Source organism: Pseudomonas sp. MM211, from assembly GCF_020386635.1.
In the GTDB taxonomy this organism is placed as follows: domain Bacteria; phylum Pseudomonadota; class Gammaproteobacteria; order Pseudomonadales; family Pseudomonadaceae; genus Aquipseudomonas.
This window is the reverse complement of the sequence record NZ_CP081942.1, coordinates 4,224,571-4,245,983: the sequence shown is the minus strand read 5'-3', so window position 1 is coordinate 4,245,983 and position 21,413 is coordinate 4,224,571. Positions and strand designations below refer to the sequence as shown.

Below are 21,413 nucleotides of genomic sequence, written 5' to 3'. Positions count from 1 at the left end.
TGTCAGGCCTTGGGTTTCTTGGGGGTGGGCTTTGCCGTGGTCGGCTTGGCTTTGGCCGGCGCCTTGGCCGGTTTCAGTACGGCTGGTTTCTCAGCTGCGGCCGGCGCGGTCTTGCTGGCGCGCGGCTTGATCGGCGCGGCAGGCTTGGGCTCGGTAGTGGCAGCCTTGGGCTTGCTCACGCGCTTGGTGGTGGCCTTGGCAGGCGTCTGCTCGGCGTCGGCGAGCTTGGTGGCCATTTCCCAATGGCGTTTGGCCTGGCCGCTGGGTTTCCCTTCGGATTCCCAGATCTGGTAGGCGAATTCACGGATGCGTTCTTCTTTTGCGCTCATGGGTGTGACTCCTGAGAATGGGTCGGGACAATCAGCAGATTGACGGGGACATCGCGCAGTACGTCGCGTACCGCGATATGGCCGTCACTCGGTAACAGATCGGCAGAGGAGAAGGCGCTGTGCAAAGCCTTGTCGGACAGGGCCGGTGGCAGGGCGATACGAGTGTCGCCCCATTGGTCATGGGCAATCAGCGGGGTCTGGCTGTCGCCCAGTAGCGATGTGGCCAGGCGCGGCACGATCACCAATGCGTGGGTGTCGCCATGGCTGCGCAGGAAGGCGAGCACCTTGCTGGCATGGCGACCCGTTATCGTGAGCGGCTGATAATCGCCTTCGGCGAACAGTCGCTGATGTTGTTTGCGGGCGCTCAGGGTCGCGGCGATCAGCGCCTGCTTGACCTGGCCGTCGTGCCAGTGCGGCAGCGCCTCGGCAAGCGACGCGTTACTGTCCAGTGCCTGCTGGCGAGCGGCGAAATCCACCGGGCGGCGGTTGTCCGGATCGACCAGAGAGAAGTCCCAGAACTCGCAGCCCTGATACAGATCGGGCACGCCCGGCACACTCATGCGCAGCAGGCTCTGGGCCAGGCTGTTGAGCGCACCAGCCGGCGCGATACGCACGGCGGCGGCGCGAATCTCTTCACGCAGCTGGCTGCCTTGCCCGCTGCCCAGTAGCTTCTGCAGATAGTCCCGGCAGGCACTTTCGTAGTCGCCGTTCGGGTTGCTCCAGGTACTGCGTAGCTTGGCCTCACGAACGGCCTTTTCCTGCCAGGCGGTGACCCGCTCGGCGAGGGCCTGCAGGCCTTGGGAGTCATCCGCCTGCAGATCCAGCGGCCAGCAGGCCAGGAGAATCTGCAGGAGCATCAGCTCATCACCTGGCGACGGCGCGGTGCCGTCATCGAGCTCCTTGCGCAGCGGTGTAGCCAGCTCGCGCCAGTGTCCGCAGCGTTCGGCGAACCATTCGGCGCGTTCGCTGAGCACCGCCAGCCGGGCGCGGGTGTCTTCGCCGCGCTTGTGGTCATGGGTCGCGGTGGTCAGCAGGTTGGCCGGAAAGTGCCGGGCGCGTTCCTGGCAACCGTCATGGAAAGCTTCCAGCGGCGCGCTGAACTGCTGCGGGTCGAAACCCACATCATTGCGCGACAGCAGCACGGCGCTGCGGTAGCAAGCCGTGTCTTCCACCGCCTTGGCGGCGGCCGGGGAGGTGAGCTGCTGGAAGCGCTCGATCATCTTCGTCCAGAGCTTGCGCTGCGGGCTCGGTGGCAGCTCGGAAAGCACCTGACCGCCCAGCCAGTTGTCGAGGTGGCCGAGCAGCGGCCAGTCGGCTTCGGCCAGGGTGCTGCGCGCGCCTTCCAGGGCCTGGTCGAACACCGGCTGGTCGCTGGCACTGCGCCCTGCAGCGGAAACGTAGGTGCGGTACACCGGGAAGTGCACGATCAGTTCCAGCAGGGCCCGGCGGATGGCGCCCAGGGTCAGGTCGCGGGTAGCGATATCGTCCCTGGCGATCAGCAGCAGACCTTGTGCCAGCGCCTCGAGATCGCCGGCCAGGGAGGTGGTCAGCACCAGTTGGCGGGCCTGACGCACTTCCTCCATGAAGTCGGCGCCACGGCCGCTGGTCTCGCTCCACAGCTGGGCCAGCACGTCCTCGCCCTGAGGATCGTGCTGCAGCAGGGAAACCTGGTTCATGAATTCGTAGCCGGTGGTGCCATCGACACCCCAGTCGCGAGGCAGTTGTTCGCCCTCGCCGAGAATCTTCTCGACGTAGATCGGGAAGCGACTGCCACGCAGTTCGGCGGGGCGCTGCGGCAGCAGCCGCTCGACGCGACGGCGCAGCTTGCGGCAGTAAGCGCGCGGGTTGGCCAGGCCATCGACGTGGTCGATACGCAGGCCGTCTACCAGACCCTTCTCGATCATCTCGAAGATCTTCGCGTGGGTCGCTTCGAATACTTCGTGGCGTTCGACCTTGAGGCCGCCCAGCTCGTTGATGTCGAAGAAGCGCCGCCAGTTGATGTCGTCCGCCGCGGTGCGCCAGCTGGCCAGGCGATAGTGCTGGCGCTCGAGCAGTTGGTGCAGCGGCTCGAAACCCTGTTCTTCGCTTGGGCGCAGGCTGGCGATGGCGCGATCGATTGCGCCATCTGCTTTGCTGGCCAGGGCAACCAACTCGCGGAACAGGGTGCGCGCCTGGCGTTGGCCGTCCTGGCTGTCATCCAGCGCTGCGAAGCGCTTGCCCAGTGCCTGCAGTTCGGCATGCCCGCTGTGTTGCAGCACGTCGCCATAGGTCGGCGGGTTGAGCGGAAAGCGGTGATCGTAGTGCTTGGCGTAGATCAGGCCGCGTTCGGCATCGAAGTGCAGCTCGATCTCGCCGGCAGCCAGGACTTCGCCATAGTCGCTGCGCAGGAAGGGCACCAGCAGTTGACCGCGCAGCAGCGGGTCGTGGGACTGCCAGTGGATGTCGAAGAACTTGGCGTGGGGGCTGCTGATGCCCCATTCCAGAACGTCCAGCCACCAGGGGTTGGCGTCGCCGCCCACGGCCATGTGGTTGGACACGATGTCGAGGATCAGGCCCATGCCCTTGGCGCGCAGAGCAGTCACCAAGCGTTGCAGGGCTGCTTCGCCACCGAGCTCCGGGTTGATGCGGGTCGGGTCGACCACGTCATAGCCGTGCATCGAACCTGGCCGCGCAGTTAGCAGAGGCGAGGCATAGATGTGGCTGATGCCCAGGCGCGCGAAATAATCGACCAGGGGCACTGCGTCTTCGAGGGTGAAGCCCTTGTGGAACTGCAGGCGAACGCTGGCGCGCAAATCAGTCATGGCGTGTGCCCTCGACCAGATTGCGGGCCCATTGCAGGCGCTGCAGGCGGTGACTGACCGCCGCATCGTCGAGCATGCCGTCGGCATCTTCCGACCAGCGCCGACGCCAGTTCGGGTGTTCTTCACCGGGGCCGGGCAGGTTGGGCTGCTCGGTGGCGGCCATGGCATCTTCAAGTGGCAGCAGCACCAGCGGCGCCGGTGTGCTGCCGATGAAGGCGATGCTGGCGTCCAGTTGCTGGGTGTCGTCCATGTGGTCTGCGGTAGCGTGTCCGTGCTCGTGCAAGGCCTGATGCAGTGCCTGGGTTTCGTGAGCGCGCAAGTCGTGATCCTGTCTGGTGTAGTCGTCGCTGCGGTGACCCGCGGCCTGGCGCCAATGGATGTCGCGGGAGGCAAGCCAGCCGCGGATACTCGGCAAATCGTGGGTAGTGGTGGTGGCCAGGGCATCCCGCGGCCAGTGTGCCGGCGCGTTGAAGCGACCATTGCTTTGCTCGAACAGCAGCACGCGCATGCCAAGGATGTTGCGCTGCGCCAGTTCTTCACGCAGGCCATCGGGCACGGTGCCGAGGTCTTCGCCGATGATCAGCGCACCGTGGCGCTCGGCTTCGAGGCACAGCAGGCGCAGCAGATCCTTGGACGGATAATTGAGGTAGGCACCGGCACCGGAATCCGCCCCTTCGGGGATCACCCACAGGCGGCGCATGCTCATCACGTGGTCGATGCGCATGCCGCCGGCATGGGCCAGATTGGCACGCAGCATTTCGATGTAAGCGCGGAAGCCGTTGCGTTGCAGGCCGCTGGGTGAGAACGCGGAAACGCCCCAGTTCTGCCCCGAGCGGTTGAGGATGTCCGGCGGCGCGCCGACGCTCACTGCCTGCAGCAGTTCGGCCTGGCGAGCCCAGGCCTGGCTGCCAGCGGCATCTGCACCCACTGCCAGGTCGGCGATCAGGCCGACCGCCATGCCAGCCTCACGGGCGCTGTCTTGGGCACGGTCGAGGCAACGGGCGATCAGCCATTGGGCGAAGGCGTGGAATTCGATTTCTTCCTGATGGCCCTCGCAGAACTGCTCGACGGCTTCGTTGGCAGGGTCACGGTACTGCTCGGGCCATACGCGCCAGTCCACCGGTAGCCCGTTGAGATCCATGAAACCGCGCAATGCTTCGAAGCGGCAGTGCTGACGCAGGGCGTCGCCGGCTTCGCGACGAAAGTCCTCGAAGTCGTCGCGCAGTGGGTGAGCGCTGGCGCTGAAGTTGGCGTGCAACTGACGCAGGATGCGCATCCGGCTGCCAGCCACGCCCGGCCAGTCGATCAGCTGGAGGCTTTCCAGGCGCGCCAGTTCTTCGCCAAGATCACAATCACGAATCGCCTGCTGCAGCGCGTCTTCGCCAAGAATGCTGCCCGGCGCCGCATGCAGCACGTTGAAGAACAGGCGGCTGGAGGGCGAGTAGGGGCTGTAGGTGTGTAGATTGGCGCTGAACATGGCATGCATCGGGCTGATCGCCACCGCATCGGCGCCACGCTTGGCTGCACCGCGAACCAGGGACTCGAGTGCCTGGGTGTCGCCCAGGCCACCATCGTTGGGGCGCCGCAGCGAGTACAACTGGGCACTCAGCCCCCATATCTTGGCGTTCTCGCGGCCGGCCAACTGAGCCACGCTTGGGCAGGCTGGAGGTGCGACCGCCAGGGTCACGGCACCGTCGGCGATGCGCAGTTGGTGATAACCGGTGATGCCGATGACTGGTAGCCGGCAGCTGTCATCCAGACGGCCTTCCAGACGCTCGCCCTGTTCCAGCTCAATTTCGTAGGGAGTGCCAGGCGGAAAGTAGCGGGTCAGATCTAGCGTTTCCTGCTGATCCAGCGTCACCAGCGGCCCAAGCGCCAGGCTGTCCTGACGCTGTTGCAGTTCGGCAAGGCTGGCCTCGATCTGCTCGCTGTCCTGCACCGCATAACCCAGTGCTTCGAGCAGGCGTCGCTGGTTTTCCGGGGTAACCGATTGCTGGCGACCATCGGCATCGATCCAGTCGACGCTCAGGCCCGCGGCATGGCTCAGTTCGGCAAGGCGTGCATCGCTCATGCTGCGCCCTCCAGTAGAACCCGAATGCTGCGTGGCTGCAGGTGGCCGCTATCCTTGTCCGCGCGATAGGCGAACAGCGTACTGGCGCCCGCGTGGGAACCTGCGGCCACTTCGGCATCGCTCAGGTTCAGGTCGATGCGCAGAGTCTGCCCATCACCCAACTGCCAGCTGGCAGCCACTGCGGCGTCGCCCAGTACCCGGCTCTCAAGGGCCTGACTACCCGGCAGGCGCGGCACGATGTGTTGGTGGCGCAGGCTCAGCAGTTCACGGTAGAAGCCCAGCCATGCCTTGCCAGAGGACGTCTCGCGGGTTTGCTGATCGGGAGTGGAAGCCTGGAAGGTGCTGGCTTCGTTGGGGGCGGGAATTTCCTGGCCGGAGAACCTGGAGAATTCGCGAAACTCATTCTGCCGACCTTTACGTACCGCTTCGCCCAGCTCGTCGTTGTGCGAGGTGAAGAACTGGAACGGCTGTTCGCTGCCCCATTCCTCACCCATAAACAGCAGGGGAATCATCGGGCTGAGCAGCAGCAGGGCAGTAGCGCTCTTCAGTGCATCACCATCGGTCAGGCTGAGCAGACGCTCGCCAAGGGCGCGGTTGCCGACCTGATCGTGATTCTGCAGAAACAGCACGAAGGCGCTGGGTGGCAGGTGGCCGCTGCTGCTACCGCGGGCAGTGCCGTGGCGGGTGGTATCACCCTGATAGATGAAGCCCTCGCGCAGACAGCGTGCAAGCTTGTGAGTGGCGTCCTCGGCGAAGTCGGCGTAATAGCCTTCATGCTCGCCGGTGAGCAAGTGATGCAATACGTTGTGGCCGTCGTCATTCCATTGGGCGACGAAGCCACGCTGCAGCAGTTCTGCGTCGTTGTTCTCGTTTTCCAGCACTAGGTGCAGATGGCGCCCGCTGGCTATCGAGCCGTGCAGACGCTCGGCCAGTTCGAGCAGGAAGTCGCGCTCGCCGATGGCATGCACGGCATCCAGGCGCAGGCCGTCAATGCGATAGTCCTGTACCCACATCAGGGCGTTTTCGATGAAGTAGTCGCGCACTTCGCGGCGGCGGAAGTCGATGGCCGGGCCCCAGGGCGTGTGGACGTCCTCACGGAAGAAACCACTGGCGTACTGCCCGAGGTAATTGCCGTCCGGGCCGAAGTGGTTGTAGACCACATCGACAAACACCATCAGGCCCAGCTGGTGCGCATGGTCGATCAGTGCGCGCAGTTCGTCGGGAGTGCCGTAGGAGGAGTCCGGGGCGAAGGGCAGAACCCCGTCGTAGCCCCAGTTGCGACCACCTGGGAACTCGCCCAGCGGCATCAGTTCGATGGCGGTGATGCCCAGCTCGCTGAGTGCCTGCAGCCTTTCTTGCACGCCTTTATAGCCACCGAGGGTGCCGACGTGCAGTTCGTAGAGCACCGTCTCCTGCCAGGGGCGGCCCTGCCAGTTGGCTGTGAGCCAATCGTATTGGCCTGGCGCGTCCACTCGGCTCGGGCCGTGCACGTCATTGGCCTGCCAGCGCGACGCGGGGTCAGGTACCAGCAGGTCTTCGTCGATCAGGTAGCGGTAATCGCTACCGGCACCTACCGGTAGCGTTGCCGTGAACCAGCCGTCTTGGTCGGCCGTCATTGCGTGTCGCTGATGGTCTTGCAGTTCTACTGCCACACGCTTGGCGTCTGGCGCCCAGAGTGCGAAATGGGTGTGACCATGTTCGTCCAGCCAGGCGCCATGTCGTCGGAATTTCTCAACCATCACGCCAATTTCCCACCCGACATCTTCGCGGCCAGCAGCTTGCGGTACAGCGCCGCATAGGGCTCCACCGACTGCGTCCAGTACAGCGGTGATGCCATGGCGCGGGCGCGCATGGCGTTGAGCAGTTCCGAGTTGCGGTGCACGGCCATGGCCCGGCGTACCGCTTCCAGATAGCTTGCGCTGCTGGTTTCGTTGAACAGGAAGCCGCTAACGCCATCTTCGATGGTGTCGGCCAGGCCGCCGGTGGCACGAGCAATCGGCAGCGAGGCGAAGCGCTGGGCATACATCTGGCTGAGGCCGCACGGCTCGAAGCGCGACGGCATGAGCAGGAAATCGCTGCCTGCGAACATGCAGCGCGCGTCCGCTTCATTGAAGCCAACGTTGGCGCCGACCCGGCCCGGATGACGGCGAGCGAGTTCGCGCACCGCTTCTTCCAGATGCTCTTCACCACGACCGATGATGGCGATACGGCCACCTTCGGCAACGATGGTGTCGGCGATTTCCAGGGTCAGGTCGATACCTTTCTGCTGCACCAGGCGCGACACCACGGCGAACAGCGGGCCATCGCTCTGCTCCAGGCCGAACATCTTCTCGACGTGGCGGGTGTTGACCCGTTTGCTTTCCCAGTCGTGGGCTTCGAAGCCCTGCACCAGATGCGGGTCGTTCAACGAATCCCAGCTTTCGTCGATGCCGTTGGGGATACCGCTCAACTGGTTGAGCTGCACCTTGAACTGCAGCATGCCTTCCAGGCCGCAGCCGAATTCCTGGGTGGTGATCTCGCGAGCGTAGTTTTCGCTCACGGTGGTCACGTGATCGGAGTACACCAGGCCTGCCTTGAGGAACGACAGCCTGCCGTAGAACTCCATGCCCTGATGGCCGCATGCCGAGGAGGGCAGGCCCAGTTCCGGGCTGCACTCCAGGCTGCACAGGCCCTGATAGGCAAGGTTGTGAATGGTGAACACGGTGGGTGTGTTCTGCCCGCGCCAGGTCATGTAGGCCGGCGTCAGTGCAGCGGGCCAGTCGTTGGCGTGAACCACCTCCGGGCACCAGCTCAGGCAGGCAGTACCCGCTGCGATTTCCGCAGCAGCCAGGCCCAAGCGAGCGAAACGGATGTGGTTGTCCTGCCAGTCACGGCCTTGAGCGTCGGCGTAGGGGGTGCCGTCACGGTCGTAGAGTTCGGGGCATATCAGCACATAGACGATCAGGCCGTCGGGCAGGGTCATGCAGCCTACGCGGGCCGGGGGCAGGGCGGCATGGCCGGGAACGCTGCCGACGTCTCGAATGGCATGACCACTTTCCATCACCTGGCGGTAGCCGGGGATCAATACGCGAACGTCATGATTGGTGCTCATGGCGCGTGGCAGCGAGGCTGACACGTCACCCAGACCCCCGACCTTGATCAGGTCGGCGAGCTCGGAACTTACAAAGAGGACTTTCTTCTTTGCTGCATGCAAATTGGTGATTTTGCTCTGCGGCTTGAGTGGCGTTTCTACCGATAATGCCTGATCAAACCGTGTTGCCACGACAGCGTTTCCCATAACCACCTCCGATCGATTCTGTCCTTGATTCATATCTGCTTGTTCTGCTTGCACACTAACGGGAATATGCCGCATGTCGTTCCAGTTGAATCCCGTGTCAGGGCCGGAGGAAAAGCTGCTTTCTGGTTATTAATTCCCACCTAGTTGATGACCTAGTCATTAAAGAAGAAGTTTCGACTTTTTTCGTCGCTGCTTTAACGAACGTGGAACTCATGAAATACAACAGGTTTTCGCTGCTCTTCTACTGAAAGTCGTGGCTTTTCGACTGTTATAGGCGCTCTTGGTTAGCGCTTTTAGCTGTTTGTAAGCGGCTCTGGGAGGCGTCTTTCGGGATTTCGCACCCTGTAGGGCGACAGATGGTCATTTCTGGGCAGGTCGTGCTTATTGGCACAACCCTGTACCGACCCTGGACAAGGGTTGGACAGAAACTCGGTAAAGTTAGATGTAATGTCAGTTGTCCGTTTGATGGCACTTTAACTTGATCGATTGAATAGTTACCGTAGTTGAAGCGCGTAGAGCTTTTTAAAGTGTTCAATATTTCCTGTCGAATTTAGGCGGCTTTTAAAAACACGCTGCTTTAAGTTGCTTGCGCGTCCTGTAAACACCCGAGCTACAGAGTGATTTCTCTTGTTTTTTACGGTCTTGGCTGCAGGAGATCGTGAGCGCTTTTCCCCGAGCGGCCGCCGGGCTGTTGAAAATCGCGAACGGTAGGCAGTCGCGCCAGCGCATGAAACTGGGCTGTTCTGCTACTGTTGCGCAGCACTCACCAGCGTCCCACGGCCATGAACCTCGATACCCGTATCAAATTCCGCCACCTGACCTGCTTCCTTGAAATAGCCCGCCAGCGTAGTTTCGCCAAGGCCGCCGATGCTCTGTCGATCAGCCAGCCAGCTGTATCCAAGACGCTCAAGGAGCTGGAGGAGATTCTCGCTGCCGTGCTGTTCGAACGCGGCAAGGGCGGCGTCAGCCTGACGGCTGCCGGTCTGGCGTTCATGCGCTATGCCGGGCCTTGCGTACAGGCGCTGCGCGATGGTGTGGCGAGTCTGCGTGGCGGTGAGCACGACGCCGGCCATGTGCGCGTTGGCGTGCTGTCGACCGTCGAGAGCCTGCTGATCCCGGAGGTAGTGCGCCGCCTGCACGAGCGCCATGCCGCGCTGGTGGTCAGTGTCGCCACCGGGCCGAGTGCTTATCTGCTGTCACAACTGCGAGTCGGCGAGCTCGATCTGGTGGTCGGGCGTATGACCGACAGCCCGGAGATCCAGGGCCTGACCTTCGAGCACCTGTACAGCGAGTCGATGAGCCTGGTGGTGCGTCCGGGGCACCCTTTGCTGGCTCTGGGCGACGAGGGCCTGGTGCAACTGGGGGGGTATCCGCTGGTGCTGCCGTTGGCCGGTACCACCATCCGCCGCTATGCCGACAGCCTGTTCGTGCAATGCGGGGTGCCGCAGCCTCGGCAACGCCTGGAAACCCTGTCGCCGGCTCTCAGTCGGCGTTACGTGCAATGCAGCGATGCGGTCTGGGTCGCGCCGCTGGACGCCGTGCGCCTGGATCTGCAAAGCGGCGAACTGGCGGAGCTGTCCTTAGGGATTCGCGAGCCCGGTGGCTCGGTTGGCATCTGCAGCAACGCGACACTGCCGCTGTCACTGGCTGCCCAATGGTGTTGCGAGACCTTGCGTGAGCTGGCATCGGAGTATCGCGGGCACCGTTCTTAGGGCCTGTCGAGCCGGTCGCGGGCAGCCGTCCAACTGGTGACGTTGGGGCGGCAGTCATCCAGAGGTGGTGGCGCTGCGTAGTGCGGATATTCGTTCGCGATAGCCGCCTGCAGCACTGGCGGCAGTTCACTGATGCCAGGCACCTGCTGGCCCGTCGCGTTGAACACCATCAGGCCTGGTCGGCTGCCCATGCACATGAAGGGCAACCATGGCGCGATGCGCACCCAGGCGACACTGGCGCCGGCGCTATCGGTATCAGTGCGCAGCAACTGCTGGCGGTCAGCCGTGAAATCGAAGATTTCCATGGCGTGGTAATGGTTGCCCACCAGGTTCTGATGATCCCCAGCCAGTGGATTGTCATAGAACAGTGGAATCTCAATGCTCAGGAACACCCGCTCACCCTGCATGCGCAGAGGTGCGACGAAGGGGCGGCCTTGAGCATCGCGTTCGAAGTAGGGTGGCAGGTTCACCGGGTCGTTGGCCACGTGCATGACCGCCACATCGGCTCCCGTCCAGGGGTTGTGCCAGGTATGCAGCGGCTCGCCAGTCAGCGGGTCGAGGTAGAGCATCAACTCCCGGGATACCTGGCGAAAGCCGGTACCGCTCTCGGGATCCTGCAGGGTGCCGCATTGGCGGATGTTCATGCCTTCAACCCGGAACAACAACCGATCCGCTTCTCCTTCGACCCGCGACCAGACACGGCCCGACCAGTGATAGATGATCGGTTTGCCGTCGAGGGTCGAGCCGTGGATCTTGCGCATGGCGATCAGCGCGTCGGCAGGCTGGGTCACATCGAGCTGGCGAGCGCCCTCCAGCGGTGGGTGCAGTGGCGTAGGCATGGCGCGATCCTCGGGCAGGGGCCGGTCTGTGGATGCAGCCATTATCCGGTGCTTCGTTGCTGCAGCCCGGGGAGACGGCTGGATTTAATTCAAACTTAATTCATAACCTATAGGTTATTGATGGGCGGGTTATATTCATTGGGCGCGACGCTCTGCCTGCGTGATCATTGCCTCTAGAACCTGTACCGTCGGCCAAGCCTGAGCACGGTGGACGGGTCGACTCCATAATTTCAATAACCGGAGCCTGTCATGCCTGTTGAGGACAATAGCCGTTTCATCATTCGTGATCGTAACTGGCACCCCAAAGCCTTCACCCCCGATTACAAGACCTCCATCCCGCGTTCGCCGCGTCAGGCACTGGTGAGTATTCCGCAATCCATTTCGGAAACCACCGGCCCAGACTTCACCCATCTGAAGATGGGCAAGTACGACAACGACCTGCTGCTCAACTTCAACAACGGCGGCCTGCCGGTTGGTGAGCGCATCCTGGTCTGCGGGCGTGTTATGGATCAGTACGGTAAGCCAATTCCGCATACCTTCGTGGAGATGTGGCAGGCCAATGCCGGTGGCCGTTACCGCCACAAGAACGACCGCTATCTGGCGCCGCTGGATCCGAACTTCGGCGGCGTGGGCCGCGCCCTGACCGACAGTGAAGGCAATTACAGCTTTCGCACCGTCAAGCCGGGCCCGTACCCATGGCGCAACGGTCCCAATGACTGGCGCCCTGCGCACATTCACTTTTCCATTAGTGGTCCGTCGATTTCGACCAAATTGATCACCCAGCTGTATTTCGAAGGGGATCCGCTGATCCCGCTGTGCCCGATCGTCAAGGCCATCGCCAACCCGGACGCGGTACAGACGCTGATCGCCAAGCTCGACATGAGCATGGCCAACCCCATGGACTGTCTGGCCTACCGCTTCGACATCGTGCTGCGCGGCCAGCGCAAGACCCACTTCGAGAACTGCTGAGGAGCCTGTCATGCCTGTCGAACTCTTGCGCGAAACCGCTTCGCAAACAGCCGGCCCTTACGTTCATATCGGCCTGGCGCTGGCTGCCGCCGGCATCCCGACCCGCGATCAGGAAATCTGGAACCAGATGGCCCAGCCCGGTGCGCCAGGTGAACACATCACCCTGATCGGCCACGTCTACGATGGCAACGGCCACCTGGTGCGCGATGCCTTTCTGGAACTCTGGCAAGCCGATCATCAGGGTCGCTACGACACCGAGTACGATCTGGACAAACCCTTCAACGGCTTCGGCCGTACCGCGACCACCTTCGATGCCGGCAGCGAATGGACGGTGCAGACCATCAAGCCCGGCGTGGTCAACAACGCCGCCGGGGTGCCGATGGCGCCGCATGTCAACGTCTCGCTGTTCGCCCGGGGCATCAACATCCACCTGCACACGCGCATCTACTTCGACGATGAAGCCGAGGCCAACGGCAAGGATCCGGTGCTCAACCTGATCGAGCAGCCATCGCGCCGTGAAACCCTGGTCGCCAAACGCTGCGAGGTTGACGGCAAGCCGGCCTACCGATTTGATATCCGCATTCAGGGGGACGGCGAAACGGTGTTTTTTGATTTCTGACAGAGGGCTGGATACGCCCGTCGAGCAGATCGACGAGCGTATCCATCAGGGGTTCACGGCGGCACTCGAAGCCCGCGGCTTTCGTGCCGATACCGAGCAGCAGCGAGCAATCGATACCCTGGCGCAGTGGCTGCAAGGCTGGTGCGCCGGGCGTCGTGGCTGGCTGCGCAAACCCGCCGCCGGGGTTTACCTGTGGGGCGGCGTAGGCCGCGGCAAGAGCTTCGTCATGGATGCCTTCTTCGCCGCCGTCCCCTTCGCCGCCAAGCGGCGTGTGCATTTCCATGCGTTCCTGCAGGAATTGCAGGAGCGCATGAAGGCATTCGCCGGCCACCCCGATCCTCTGGTGCTGGCGATCCGCGCGCTGGCGCAGGATATTCGCCTGCTGTGCTTCGACGAATTCCACGTGCATGACATCGGCGATGCCATGCTCCTGCGGCGCCTGCTCGACGTGCTGGTCGAGGAGGGCGTCGGCCTGGTCATGACCTCCAACTACGCACCTGCGGGGCTGTGCCCCAATCCGCTGTACCGCCAGCGTTTCACGCCGGCGATCGACATGATTGAAAAGCGTTTCACCGTGCTGGCGCTGGACGCCGGTATCGATTACCGCGAACTGCCCGGCGGCGGGCAGCGCTGGGGCGAATACCTCTGGCCACAATCGGCGGGCGGCCTGGCTTACCTGGAAAAGTGGCTGGCGCTGGATGACGAGACGCAGCGCGACCAGTCGCTGACCGTCAACCATCATCCACTGCAGGTAAGGGCACTGGCTCCCGGCCGCGCCTGGCTGGAGTTCTCCGAGCTGTGCGGCAACGCCCATTCCACTGCGGACTTCCTTTGGCTGCTGCAACGCTACCCGCGTATTGCGCTGACGGGGGTACCGACCCTGGATTCGCAACCCACCGATGCCTGTCAGCGGTTCATCAACCTGATCGATATCGCGTACGATGCCGGCGCGACTCTGTTGCTGTGCAGCGAGTCCAGCCTGGAGCGGCTGTGTCGCGGCTCGGCTCATCAGGACTTCGGGCGTACCCGAAGCCGGCTGAGCCAGCTGCAGGCGCGTGAGCTCTGCGTGATTGAGCGCGCCGGCCACGATGTCGGCAGTGTTAGCGATAAGGAATTCTGAAACCGTGCTGCAAATCTTCCAGATAACCGCGCCGATCTTTCTGCTGATCGGGCTTGGCTATGCCGCCGCCATGAGCGCTGTGCTCAGCCGCGAACAGGTTCGCGGCATCGGTGCGTTCGTGATCACCTTCGCCATGCCGGCGCTGCTGATCAAGACCCTGGGCACCTCGCCGATTCAACAGACCATGATTCCCGGCTATCTGCTGGCCTATACCGTCGGTTCCTGCGTGGCCTTCGCCGCAGCGTTCTGCGTGTCGCGTTGGGTGCGCCGCGATGATCTGTCTGGCTCGGCGATCAATGCCATGGGCATGTCGGTATCCAACAGCGGCTTCATCGGCTATCCGCTGGTGGCGGCGGCCATCGGTTCACCTGCGGTATTGGGCATGGCCATGGGCATGCTGGTCGAGAACCTGCTGCTGATTCCGCTGGCGCTGGTGCTGGCCGAGGCGGGCAAGCAGCAGGGCGGTGGCTGGCTGACCGTACTGCGCATGACCTTCGGGCGACTGCTGAGAAACCCGGTGATCATCGGTATCGTCATCGGGCTGTGTGTGTCGCTGCTGGGGATCGAGATTCCGCCACTGCTGCTCAAGCCCATCGACATGCTGGCCGGGGTTTCGGCGCCGCTGGCGCTGTTCGTGATCGGTGCCGGACTGTTCGGCATGAAGGCTCGCGGTGTGTGGATCGACGCCGCGTGGATATCCACCGGCAAGCTGATTTTTCATCCACTGGCGGTGCTTTGCGCGTTCATGCTGGTGCCCGGCGTAGATCCGGTCATGAAGGCCGTCGGGGTGTTGTTCGCCTGCTCACCGATGATGAGCATCTTCCCGATCCTCGGTCAGCGCTTCGGCCTGGAGGATCGCTGCAGTGCGACTCTATTGGTTGCCACCGTGCTGTCGTTCGTCACCATCAGCGTGGCGCTGATGTTCATCCACGTCACGCCAGCCTGAGCGCTTGCCCCTCATGGCGGTGATGCGACCAGGTGGTAGGCCGGGCGGCGATCCGCTGAAGCCCACCCTACATGGCTCAATCGTAGGGCGGTAGGGTGGGCTTCAGCCCACCAAGTCGAGTGTCCGTTTCCGGCTCTATACCCGGCTACCGAGCTGTTCGGCGCGGCGCAGCCAGTTCTGGCGCTGGGTTTCCGAAGAGGGGCGCACGGGTGAGAACTCCGCCAGGCGGCGGGTCTTGATGCCGCAGAAACCAAGAATGGTGCGCTTCATCTGACGATGAGCCGGGGCGCCGTAGATCCAGCGGAAGTACCAGCTTGGCGTGTCCTGGGTCACCAGCAGGTCGGCGGTGCGGCCGCTGAGCAGTTTGTCCCACAGCTGCGAGTCGCTGCGGTACTTGAAGGCGAAGCCGGGTAGCAGCACGCGATCGAAAAAACCCTTGAGCAGCGCTGGCAAACCGCCCCACCAGACCGGGTAAACGAACACCAGGTGCTGGGCCCAATGAATCTGTCGCTGGGCTTCGAGCAGATCCGGCTCCAGGGTCTGGCTCTGCGTATAGCCTTCGTGCAACACCGGATCGAAGCTGATCGCTCCCAGATGAATCTGCCGCACCACGTGGCCTTCGGTACGCGCGCCAAGGGCGTAGGCCTCGGCCAGGGAATGGCAGAGGCTGTCGTTTTTCGGCGTGCCGATGATCATCAGGATGCGTTTGCCATCACCCTCGAGTGGGGTGGCGCCGCTCTTGGCGGTTTCAGTCATGTTGCCCTGCCTCCAGCATGGTTTCCGGGCGAACCCAGGCGTCGAACTGTTCCGCGGTCAGATGACCCAGCGCCAACGCCGCTTCACGCAGGGTGGTGCCGTCCTGATAAGCCTTTTTGGCGATCTCGGCAGCCTTGTCGTAACCGATATGCGGGTTCAGGGCAGTGACCAGCATCAGGCCACGTTCCAGGTGCTCCGCCATGCGCTGCTCATCAGGTTGCATCCCGACGATACAGTGTTCACGGAAGTTGCGACAGCCGTCGGCCAGCAGGCGAATCGACTGCAATACGTTATGGATGATCACCGGCTTGTAGACGTTGAGCTGCAGGTGGCCCTGGCTGGCCGCGAAGCCGATGGTCACGTCGTTGCCCATCACCTGGCAGGCGAGCATGGACAGCGCTTCGCACTGGGTCGGGTTGACCTTGCCGGGCATGATCGAGCTGCCCGGCTCGTTGGCCGGCAGGCGCACTTCGGCAAAACCGCCGCGGGGGCCGGAGCCGAGCAGGCGCAGGTCATTGGCGATCTTCATCAGCGTGGTGGCCAGGGTTTTCAGGGCGCCGGAAAGGGCTGCCAGCGGCTCGTGGCCGGCGAGGGCAGCAAACTTGTTCGGTGCGCTGCGCAATGGCAGGCCGCTCAATGCGGCCAGTTCGGCGGCAATGGCCTCGCCGAAGCCGGATGGCGAGTTCAGCCCGGTGCCCACTGCGGTACCACCCTGGGCCAGCTCACAGACCGCTGGCAAAGCCGCGCGGATCGCCTGTTCCGAGTATTCCAGCTGGGCGACGAAGGCCGACAGCTCCTGGCCGAAGGTGATGGGTGTGGCGTCCATCATGTGTGTACGGCCGGTCTTCACCAGGCGGCTGTGGCGCGCGGCCTGATCCGCCAGGGCTTCGGACAATTCGCCGATGGCGGGTAGCAGGTCGCGTTGCACCGCGCCGACTGCGGCGATGTGCATGGCGGTCGGGAAGCAGTCGTTGGAGCTCTGGGCGCGGTTGACGTGATCGTTGGGGTGCACCGGGCTTTTGCCGCCGCGCGGGTTGCCGGCCAGCTCGTTGGCGCGCCCGGCGATCACTTCATTGACGTTCATGTTGCTCTGGGTGCCGCTGCCGGTTTGCCAGACCACCAGTGGAAACTGTTCGTCGTGCTGCCCAGCGATCACCTCGTCGGCAGCCTGTTCGATCAGCCGGGCGATGTCCGGTGGCAGGTCGCCGATACGGTCGTTGATGCGAGCGGCAGCTTTCTTGATCAGGGCGAGCGAATGCACCACGGCAATGGGCATGCGCTCCTCGCCGATGGCGAAATTGACCCGCGAGCGCTGAGTCTGTGCACCCCAGTAGGCTTCTTCGGGGACGTCGATGGGGCCAATGCTGTCGGTTTCGGTGCGGCTCATGAGGGGGCTCTCCGTTGCTGTTCAGGCAGTTTAGGCTGCGACAACGGCGACACGTTCCACTTTGAATCGACTACCAGCGTGTTTGCGTGGCACCTATCCAACCCTGGGCAGCCTTGACCGGCACGCGCTCGCCTTGGGCGTTGCGCAATAGCCCGTCGTAATGGCCGAACCATTCCTGGGTGTCTGCATACAGCAGGCCCAGTGCTAGCCGTGGTTTGGCAATGTGCAACTGGCGTGGAGTGAAGGTGAGATCGACCTGACCATCGTCGGTCGTTAGATGCCAGGGTGCCAGCGGATTTGTCTGGGTCTGGCGTATCTGTACCGCTTGATCAAGGTGCAGCAAGAGTCCACCAAACCACAGGGCGTTTTCCGACAGGCCGCTGTGATCCGTCCAGCCCGCGCCAAAATTGCCGCCGATGCCGCCCGGTGCGGCAAAGGCCGCGCGCGTCCAGTAGCTGTTGAGTGGCCAGACGCCACGGCCGAAATCCATCGACGCGAAGCTCTGACCGGTGGCGCAGTGATATTCACGATCACCTAAGTGAATGCTGCCGCTGGCCGGCAGGCCGACTTGTCGGCAAGTGGCATGAAAACCTTTCTTGCCGAGCGGTACGACCAAGTTCACCGATTCCAGGTGGGCGGGGCGCTGGATATCCAGCGCCAGATGCAGGGGCAGGCCGCCAATATTCGTTGAGGTGGCGGTCAGGCGCACGCGGCCAGGGTATTCGTTGAAATGAATCTGCACGCGGGGGTGGTCGAAAGCATGGCTGCCCTGTGGCGTATCCGGCAGGCTGCAACCGCGGCCGAATAGGCTCAGTTGGCTGTGGGCCACATTGTGGCCGCTGTTCAGGTCGAGAAAATAGACAGCGCCGTAGCCGACGTAATCGAGATCGGCCTGAATCAGCGACAGCGTCCAGTCAGGTGTATTAATGCTCCAGTGGTTCCAGCGCTTGCGGCGACCCAGGTTGCCCGGCAGGGAGCAGTCGACCCGAGGTTGTGACGACCAGCCGGCTGCATCCGGGTTGAAGCGACCTTGCGGGTCACACAGCGGAATCGGCGGTGGTAGAACGAAAGGGCTATTCATCAGGCACGTCCATGTGTGCAGTCGTCAGTCGCCGAGCATGCAGGCGTTGCTCGTGGGCAGGCAAGTGCTGGCATTTTGAACCTTGCTGGAAGGGTGCGCCAATAGGCATTTAGCGATAATCATGGGCTCTTGATAGACAGGCTAAGGTCGTTCACCTGTGCGAAAAGGCTTGAGGGGCAAGGGAACGGGGCACAAAATGCGCGACAGTCGGTCAAAGCACCTCACCCTCGTGATCAGGAGTACCCCGATGTCCCGTATCCCCGCACTCTGCATTGCCGCTCTGCTGGCTGCCGGCAGCACCCAGGTGCTGGCCGATGCCCGCAGCCATGCCGCCGATGCCGAGCGCTTCCTGCAGCTCGCTCACGCCGACAAGCTCGCCGTTCCGGTGTACGCCCAGGTTCAGCAGATGTTCGCCCAGCGTTTCGCCGAGGCCAAGGCCCCGGAAAGCAAGCAGGCGGTGCTGGAAACCTACCAGGCCAAGGCCAACGCCGAGCTGGACAAGGCTGTCGGCTGGGACAAGCTCAAGCCCGATATGGTCAAGCTCTACACCAGCAACTTCAACGAGCAGGAGCTCAAGGATCTGATCGCTTTCTACCAGTCGCCACTGGGTCAGAAGGTACTGCAGAAAATGCCGGCACTGACCGCACAGTCGGCTCAGATCACCCAGGCCAAGCTGGAAAGCGCGGTACCGTCGGTGAACAAGCTGCTGTCGGACATGGGCACTGAACTGGGCGCCAAGAAGCCCTGATATCCGCCGTGGTCGGCACTGGCCGGCCACGGTTTTCCCTCGCGGAGCAATCGATGTCCAAAATTGAACACCTCCAGACCGCTTTCGCGGCTTTGCAACCTGAGCACCTCGACGTGCTGGACGAGAGCCATATGCACAGCCGCGGTCTGGAAACCCATTACAAGGCTGTAATCGTCAGCCCGCAGTTCGATGGTCTCAACGCCGTCAAGCGCCATCAAAAAGTGTATGGCGTGCTAGGCGATCTGATGAGCCAGGTGCATGCCCTGGCGCTGCATACCTACACCCCTCAGGAATGGGCCGCTCAGGGTATCGCCCCGGACTCGCCGACCTGCCGCGGTGGCAGCAAGCACGACCATTGATCCTTCGCGGGACGTCGCCTGTAGGGTGTGGGCGCGCTTCACCTGCGTAGCCCGCCCGCGCCATCAGGCCATTCAACGCCGATAGCCCTGGCGAACCCGAGCACCCTCGGGTATCGCTGCGCTCAAACGTGGGCTATGGCGACGTTCCCTGTTGTTACCACTCGACCACGATCTTGCCGAAATGGCTGCCGCTTTCCTGCAGACGAAAGGCATCTGCGAGGTTTTCCAGGGCGAAGCTGCGGTCGAGGATCGGTCGCACGCCGGACTGTTCCAGCGCCCGGATGTAATCCTGTTGATGGCGGCGACTGCCGACGATCAATCCCTGCAGGCGCACCTGTTTGGACATCAGTACCGAGGTCGGCACCTCGCCCTGGCGCCCGGTCAATACGCCGATCAGGGCGATATGACCGCCCACGCGCACGGCGGTGATCGATTGCGCCAGGGTGCCTGGCCCGCCGACTTCGACGACCTGATCGACGCCACGTCCACCGGTCAGCTCCAGCACCCGCTTGCCCCAGTCCGGCGTCTGTCGATAGTTGATGGTGTGATCGGCGCCGAGCTGGCGCAGGCGCTCGAGCTTCTCGTCGGATGAGGAGGTGGCGATCACCGAGGCGCCCATCATCCTGGCGATCTGCAGGGCCGCGATGGACACGCCGCCGCTGCCCAGAATCAGTACGCTGTCACCGGCTTTCAGCCCGCCGTCTACGACCAGGGCTCGCCATGCGGTCAGCCCCGCAGTGGTGATGGTCGCTGCTTCGGCATGGCTCCAGCCACGCGGTGCATGGGTGAAGGCGGTGGCGGCGCGTACCGCGTACTGGGTCGCGAAACCGTCGATGCCATCGCCCGGTGTGCCGGCGAAGTTGCTGACCGGGGCGAGCACATCGCCGTCCGGCCACTGCGGGAAGAAGCCGGAAACCACGTGGTCGCCGACCTGAAACTCACTGACTCCTTGGCCAACGGCCTCGACTACGCCGGCACCATCGGCCATCAGCACCCGACCATCAGCCGTGGGAATGCTGCCATTGGCTACCAGCAGGTCGTGAAAATTCAGCGAGCTTGCGTGCAGGGCCACGCGAATCTGGCCCGGCCCGGGTTGACCGGTATCGGCGATATCGGTCACCTCGATCTTGTCCAGGCCTCCGGGTGTGCGAACGACGACGGCTTTCATGGCTTGCTCCTCTGTGGCGCCGGGGCGGGTTCAGGCCAGCGTCCCGACGATATTGATCTGTTGCGGCAGCGAATTGCCGCGCTTCTCTCTCGACCGTCTTCGCTAGCGAGCGTTCCGGCTCCTTGCACTACACCTGAGCCGCCAAGACCAGTAAACTGCACGGCCCAATTCTCCAATGCACCTCATTCAATGCCCCGGCGATGCCATCGGGCAGTGCGGTGCTTTGCTGAAGCGGCTCCCATTTCGTACCCAGTCCGCCCTTTGCGAGGGCGACTACTGAAGGACAGTGACATGACCGACAACATCGTCGTGGCGGCGCTCTACAAATTCGTCTCCCTGCCGGACTACGAGGCGCTGCGCCAACCCTTGCTCGACACCCTGGTCGCCAACGGCATCAAGGGCACTTTGCTGCTCGCCGAAGAGGGCATCAACGGTACCGTCTCCGGCAGCCGTGAAGGCATCGATGGCCTGTTCGCCTGGTTCGCCCTCGACCCACGTTTGGCCGATGTCGATCACAAGGAATCCTACTGCGCCGAGCAGCCGTTCTATCGCACCAAGGTCAAGCTGAAGAAGGAAATCGTCACCCTGGGCGTACCGGGCGTCGATCCCAACCAGCGCGTCGGCACTTATGTCGAGCCGCAAGACTGGAACGCGCTGATCGCCGACCCCGAAGTGCTGCTGATCGACACCCGCAACGATTACGAGGTGTCTATCGGCACCTTCGAAGGCGCCATCGACCCGCAGACCAAATCCTTCCGCGAGTTTCCGGCCTACATCCGCGAGCACTTCGACCCCAGCAAGCACAAGAAGGTGGCGATGTTCTGCACCGGTGGCATCCGCTGCGAGAAGGCCTCCAGCTACATGCTCAACGAAGGCTTCGAGGAGGTTTACCACCTCAAGGGCGGCATCCTCAAATACCTGGAAGAAGTGCCTCAGGAAGAAACTCGCTGGCAGGGCGACTGCTTCGTCTTCGACAACCGCGTCACCGTGCGTCACGACCTCAGCGAGGGTGACTACGACCAGTGCCACGCTTGCCGTACGCCGATCTCGGTCGAGGATCGCGCCTCTGAATACTTCAGCCCAGGCGTGAGTTGCCCGCACTGCTGGGACACTCTGCCGGAGAAGACCCGCGAGGGCGCCCGTGAGCGCCAGCGTCAGATCGAACTGGCGAAAGTGCGCAATCAGCCCCATCCTCTGGGCAACAACCCCCGCCAAAAACACGAGGCCTGAG

At 63.0% G+C, this 21,413-nt stretch carries 18 protein-coding genes; 8 read left to right on the top strand and 10 right to left on the bottom strand.

Annotated features, from left to right (window positions below):
* Window positions 1–2 precede the first annotated feature (2 nt).
* Genes K5Q02_RS19510 through glgA form a run of 5 tightly spaced genes read right to left on the bottom strand, consistent with a single transcriptional unit; the run spans window position 3 to window position 8,478 of the window.
* Window positions 3–329: a DUF2934 domain-containing protein gene (locus K5Q02_RS19510; protein ID WP_225833354.1), complete on the bottom strand. Its 327-nt coding sequence runs from the start codon at window positions 327–329 to the stop codon at window positions 3–5.
* Entirely contained in the window at window positions 326–3,130 is a 2,805-nt protein-coding gene (locus K5Q02_RS19505) for a malto-oligosyltrehalose synthase (RefSeq protein WP_225833352.1), read from the bottom strand. The genes K5Q02_RS19510 and K5Q02_RS19505 overlap by 4 nt, the downstream gene beginning before the upstream one ends.
* Window positions 3,123–5,201 carry a 4-alpha-glucanotransferase gene (gene malQ, locus K5Q02_RS19500; protein ID WP_225833350.1) on the bottom strand — a complete coding sequence of 693 codons (2,079 nt, stop codon included), beginning with the start codon at window positions 5,199–5,201 and terminating at the stop codon, window positions 3,123–3,125. Before malQ ends, K5Q02_RS19505 begins: the two co-directional genes overlap by 8 nt.
* A complete protein-coding gene (treZ, locus tag K5Q02_RS19495; protein ID WP_225833349.1) occupies window positions 5,198–6,940 on the bottom strand; it encodes a malto-oligosyltrehalose trehalohydrolase in 1,743 nt (580 codons plus the stop codon). The genes malQ and treZ overlap by 4 nt, the downstream gene beginning before the upstream one ends.
* Window positions 6,940–8,478 carry a glycogen synthase GlgA gene (gene glgA, locus K5Q02_RS19490; RefSeq protein ID WP_225833347.1) on the bottom strand — a complete coding sequence of 513 codons (1,539 nt, stop codon included), beginning with the start codon at window positions 8,476–8,478 and terminating at the stop codon, window positions 6,940–6,942. The genes treZ and glgA overlap by 1 nt, the downstream gene beginning before the upstream one ends.
* Window positions 8,479–9,260: 782 nt before the next feature.
* Here glgA and pcaQ point away from each other — a divergent pair.
* Entirely contained in the window at window positions 9,261–10,190 is a 930-nt protein-coding gene (gene pcaQ, locus K5Q02_RS19485; RefSeq protein ID WP_225833345.1) for a pca operon transcription factor PcaQ, read from the top strand.
* Here the strand turns inward: pcaQ and K5Q02_RS19480 are convergent.
* Window positions 10,187–11,029: a DUF1838 family protein gene (locus tag K5Q02_RS19480; RefSeq protein ID WP_225833343.1), complete on the bottom strand. Its 843-nt coding sequence runs from the start codon at window positions 11,027–11,029 to the stop codon at window positions 10,187–10,189. The genes pcaQ and K5Q02_RS19480 overlap by 4 nt on opposite strands.
* A 249-nt stretch (window positions 11,030–11,278) precedes the next feature.
* Here K5Q02_RS19480 and pcaH point away from each other — a divergent pair, with 249 nt between their 5' ends.
* From pcaH to K5Q02_RS19460, 4 genes are read left to right on the top strand one after another with little or no spacing between them, the layout of a single operon-like run.
* Window positions 11,279–11,998: a protocatechuate 3,4-dioxygenase subunit beta gene (pcaH, locus tag K5Q02_RS19475; protein ID WP_225833341.1), complete on the top strand. Its 720-nt coding sequence runs from the start codon at window positions 11,279–11,281 to the stop codon at window positions 11,996–11,998.
* Window positions 11,999–12,008: 10 nt separating this feature from the next.
* A complete protein-coding gene (pcaG, locus tag K5Q02_RS19470; RefSeq protein ID WP_225833339.1) occupies window positions 12,009–12,617 on the top strand; it encodes a protocatechuate 3,4-dioxygenase subunit alpha in 609 nt (202 codons plus the stop codon).
* Window positions 12,607–13,737, top strand: a complete 1,131-nt coding sequence (gene zapE / locus K5Q02_RS19465; RefSeq protein WP_442963934.1) for a cell division protein ZapE — start codon at window positions 12,607–12,609, stop codon at window positions 13,735–13,737. Before pcaG ends, zapE begins: the two co-directional genes overlap by 11 nt.
* 4 nt (window positions 13,738–13,741) lie before the next feature.
* Window positions 13,742–14,683: an AEC family transporter gene (locus tag K5Q02_RS19460; protein ID WP_225833337.1), complete on the top strand. Its 942-nt coding sequence runs from the start codon at window positions 13,742–13,744 to the stop codon at window positions 14,681–14,683.
* Window positions 14,684–14,818: 135 nt separating this feature from the next.
* On the opposite strand, the gene K5Q02_RS19455 is transcribed toward K5Q02_RS19460, so the two are convergent.
* The 3 genes from K5Q02_RS19455 to K5Q02_RS19445 form a co-directional block, all read right to left on the bottom strand.
* Window positions 14,819–15,439, bottom strand: coding sequence for an NAD(P)H-dependent oxidoreductase (locus K5Q02_RS19455; protein ID WP_225833335.1), 621 nt, complete (start codon window positions 15,437–15,439; stop codon window positions 14,819–14,821).
* A complete protein-coding gene (locus K5Q02_RS19450) occupies window positions 15,432–16,826 on the bottom strand; it encodes a class II fumarate hydratase (protein WP_225833334.1) in 1,395 nt (464 codons plus the stop codon). The genes K5Q02_RS19455 and K5Q02_RS19450 overlap by 8 nt, the downstream gene beginning before the upstream one ends.
* A 70-nt stretch (window positions 16,827–16,896) precedes the next feature.
* Window positions 16,897–17,907 (bottom strand): DUF2804 domain-containing protein, encoded by a 1,011-nt coding sequence (locus K5Q02_RS19445; RefSeq protein ID WP_225833332.1) that lies wholly within the window; start codon window positions 17,905–17,907, stop codon window positions 16,897–16,899.
* 247 nt (window positions 17,908–18,154) lie between these two features.
* Here K5Q02_RS19445 and K5Q02_RS19440 point away from each other — a divergent pair, with 247 nt between their 5' ends.
* Both K5Q02_RS19440 and K5Q02_RS19435 read left to right on the top strand, forming a co-directional pair.
* On the top strand, window positions 18,155–18,655 hold the full coding sequence (locus K5Q02_RS19440) for a DUF2059 domain-containing protein (protein WP_225833330.1): 501 nt from the start codon (window positions 18,155–18,157) through the stop codon (window positions 18,653–18,655).
* A 53-nt stretch (window positions 18,656–18,708) separates the two neighbouring features.
* Complete coding sequence (locus K5Q02_RS19435; RefSeq protein ID WP_225833328.1) at window positions 18,709–19,014, top strand: BolA family protein; 306 nt, start codon at window positions 18,709–18,711, stop codon at window positions 19,012–19,014.
* A gap of 154 nt (window positions 19,015–19,168) precedes the next feature.
* Here K5Q02_RS19435 and K5Q02_RS19430 read toward each other — a convergent pair whose 3' ends face one another.
* A complete protein-coding gene (locus K5Q02_RS19430) occupies window positions 19,169–20,182 on the bottom strand; it encodes a zinc-dependent alcohol dehydrogenase family protein (RefSeq protein WP_225833327.1) in 1,014 nt (337 codons plus the stop codon).
* 291 nt (window positions 20,183–20,473) lie between these two features.
* Between K5Q02_RS19430 and trhO the strand changes: the two genes are divergently transcribed.
* The gene (trhO, locus tag K5Q02_RS19425; RefSeq protein WP_225833325.1) at window positions 20,474–21,412 is read left to right on the top strand and encodes an oxygen-dependent tRNA uridine(34) hydroxylase TrhO; all 939 of its coding nucleotides are present in this window, start codon (window positions 20,474–20,476) and stop codon (window positions 21,410–21,412) included.
* Window position 21,413 lies beyond the last annotated feature (1 nt).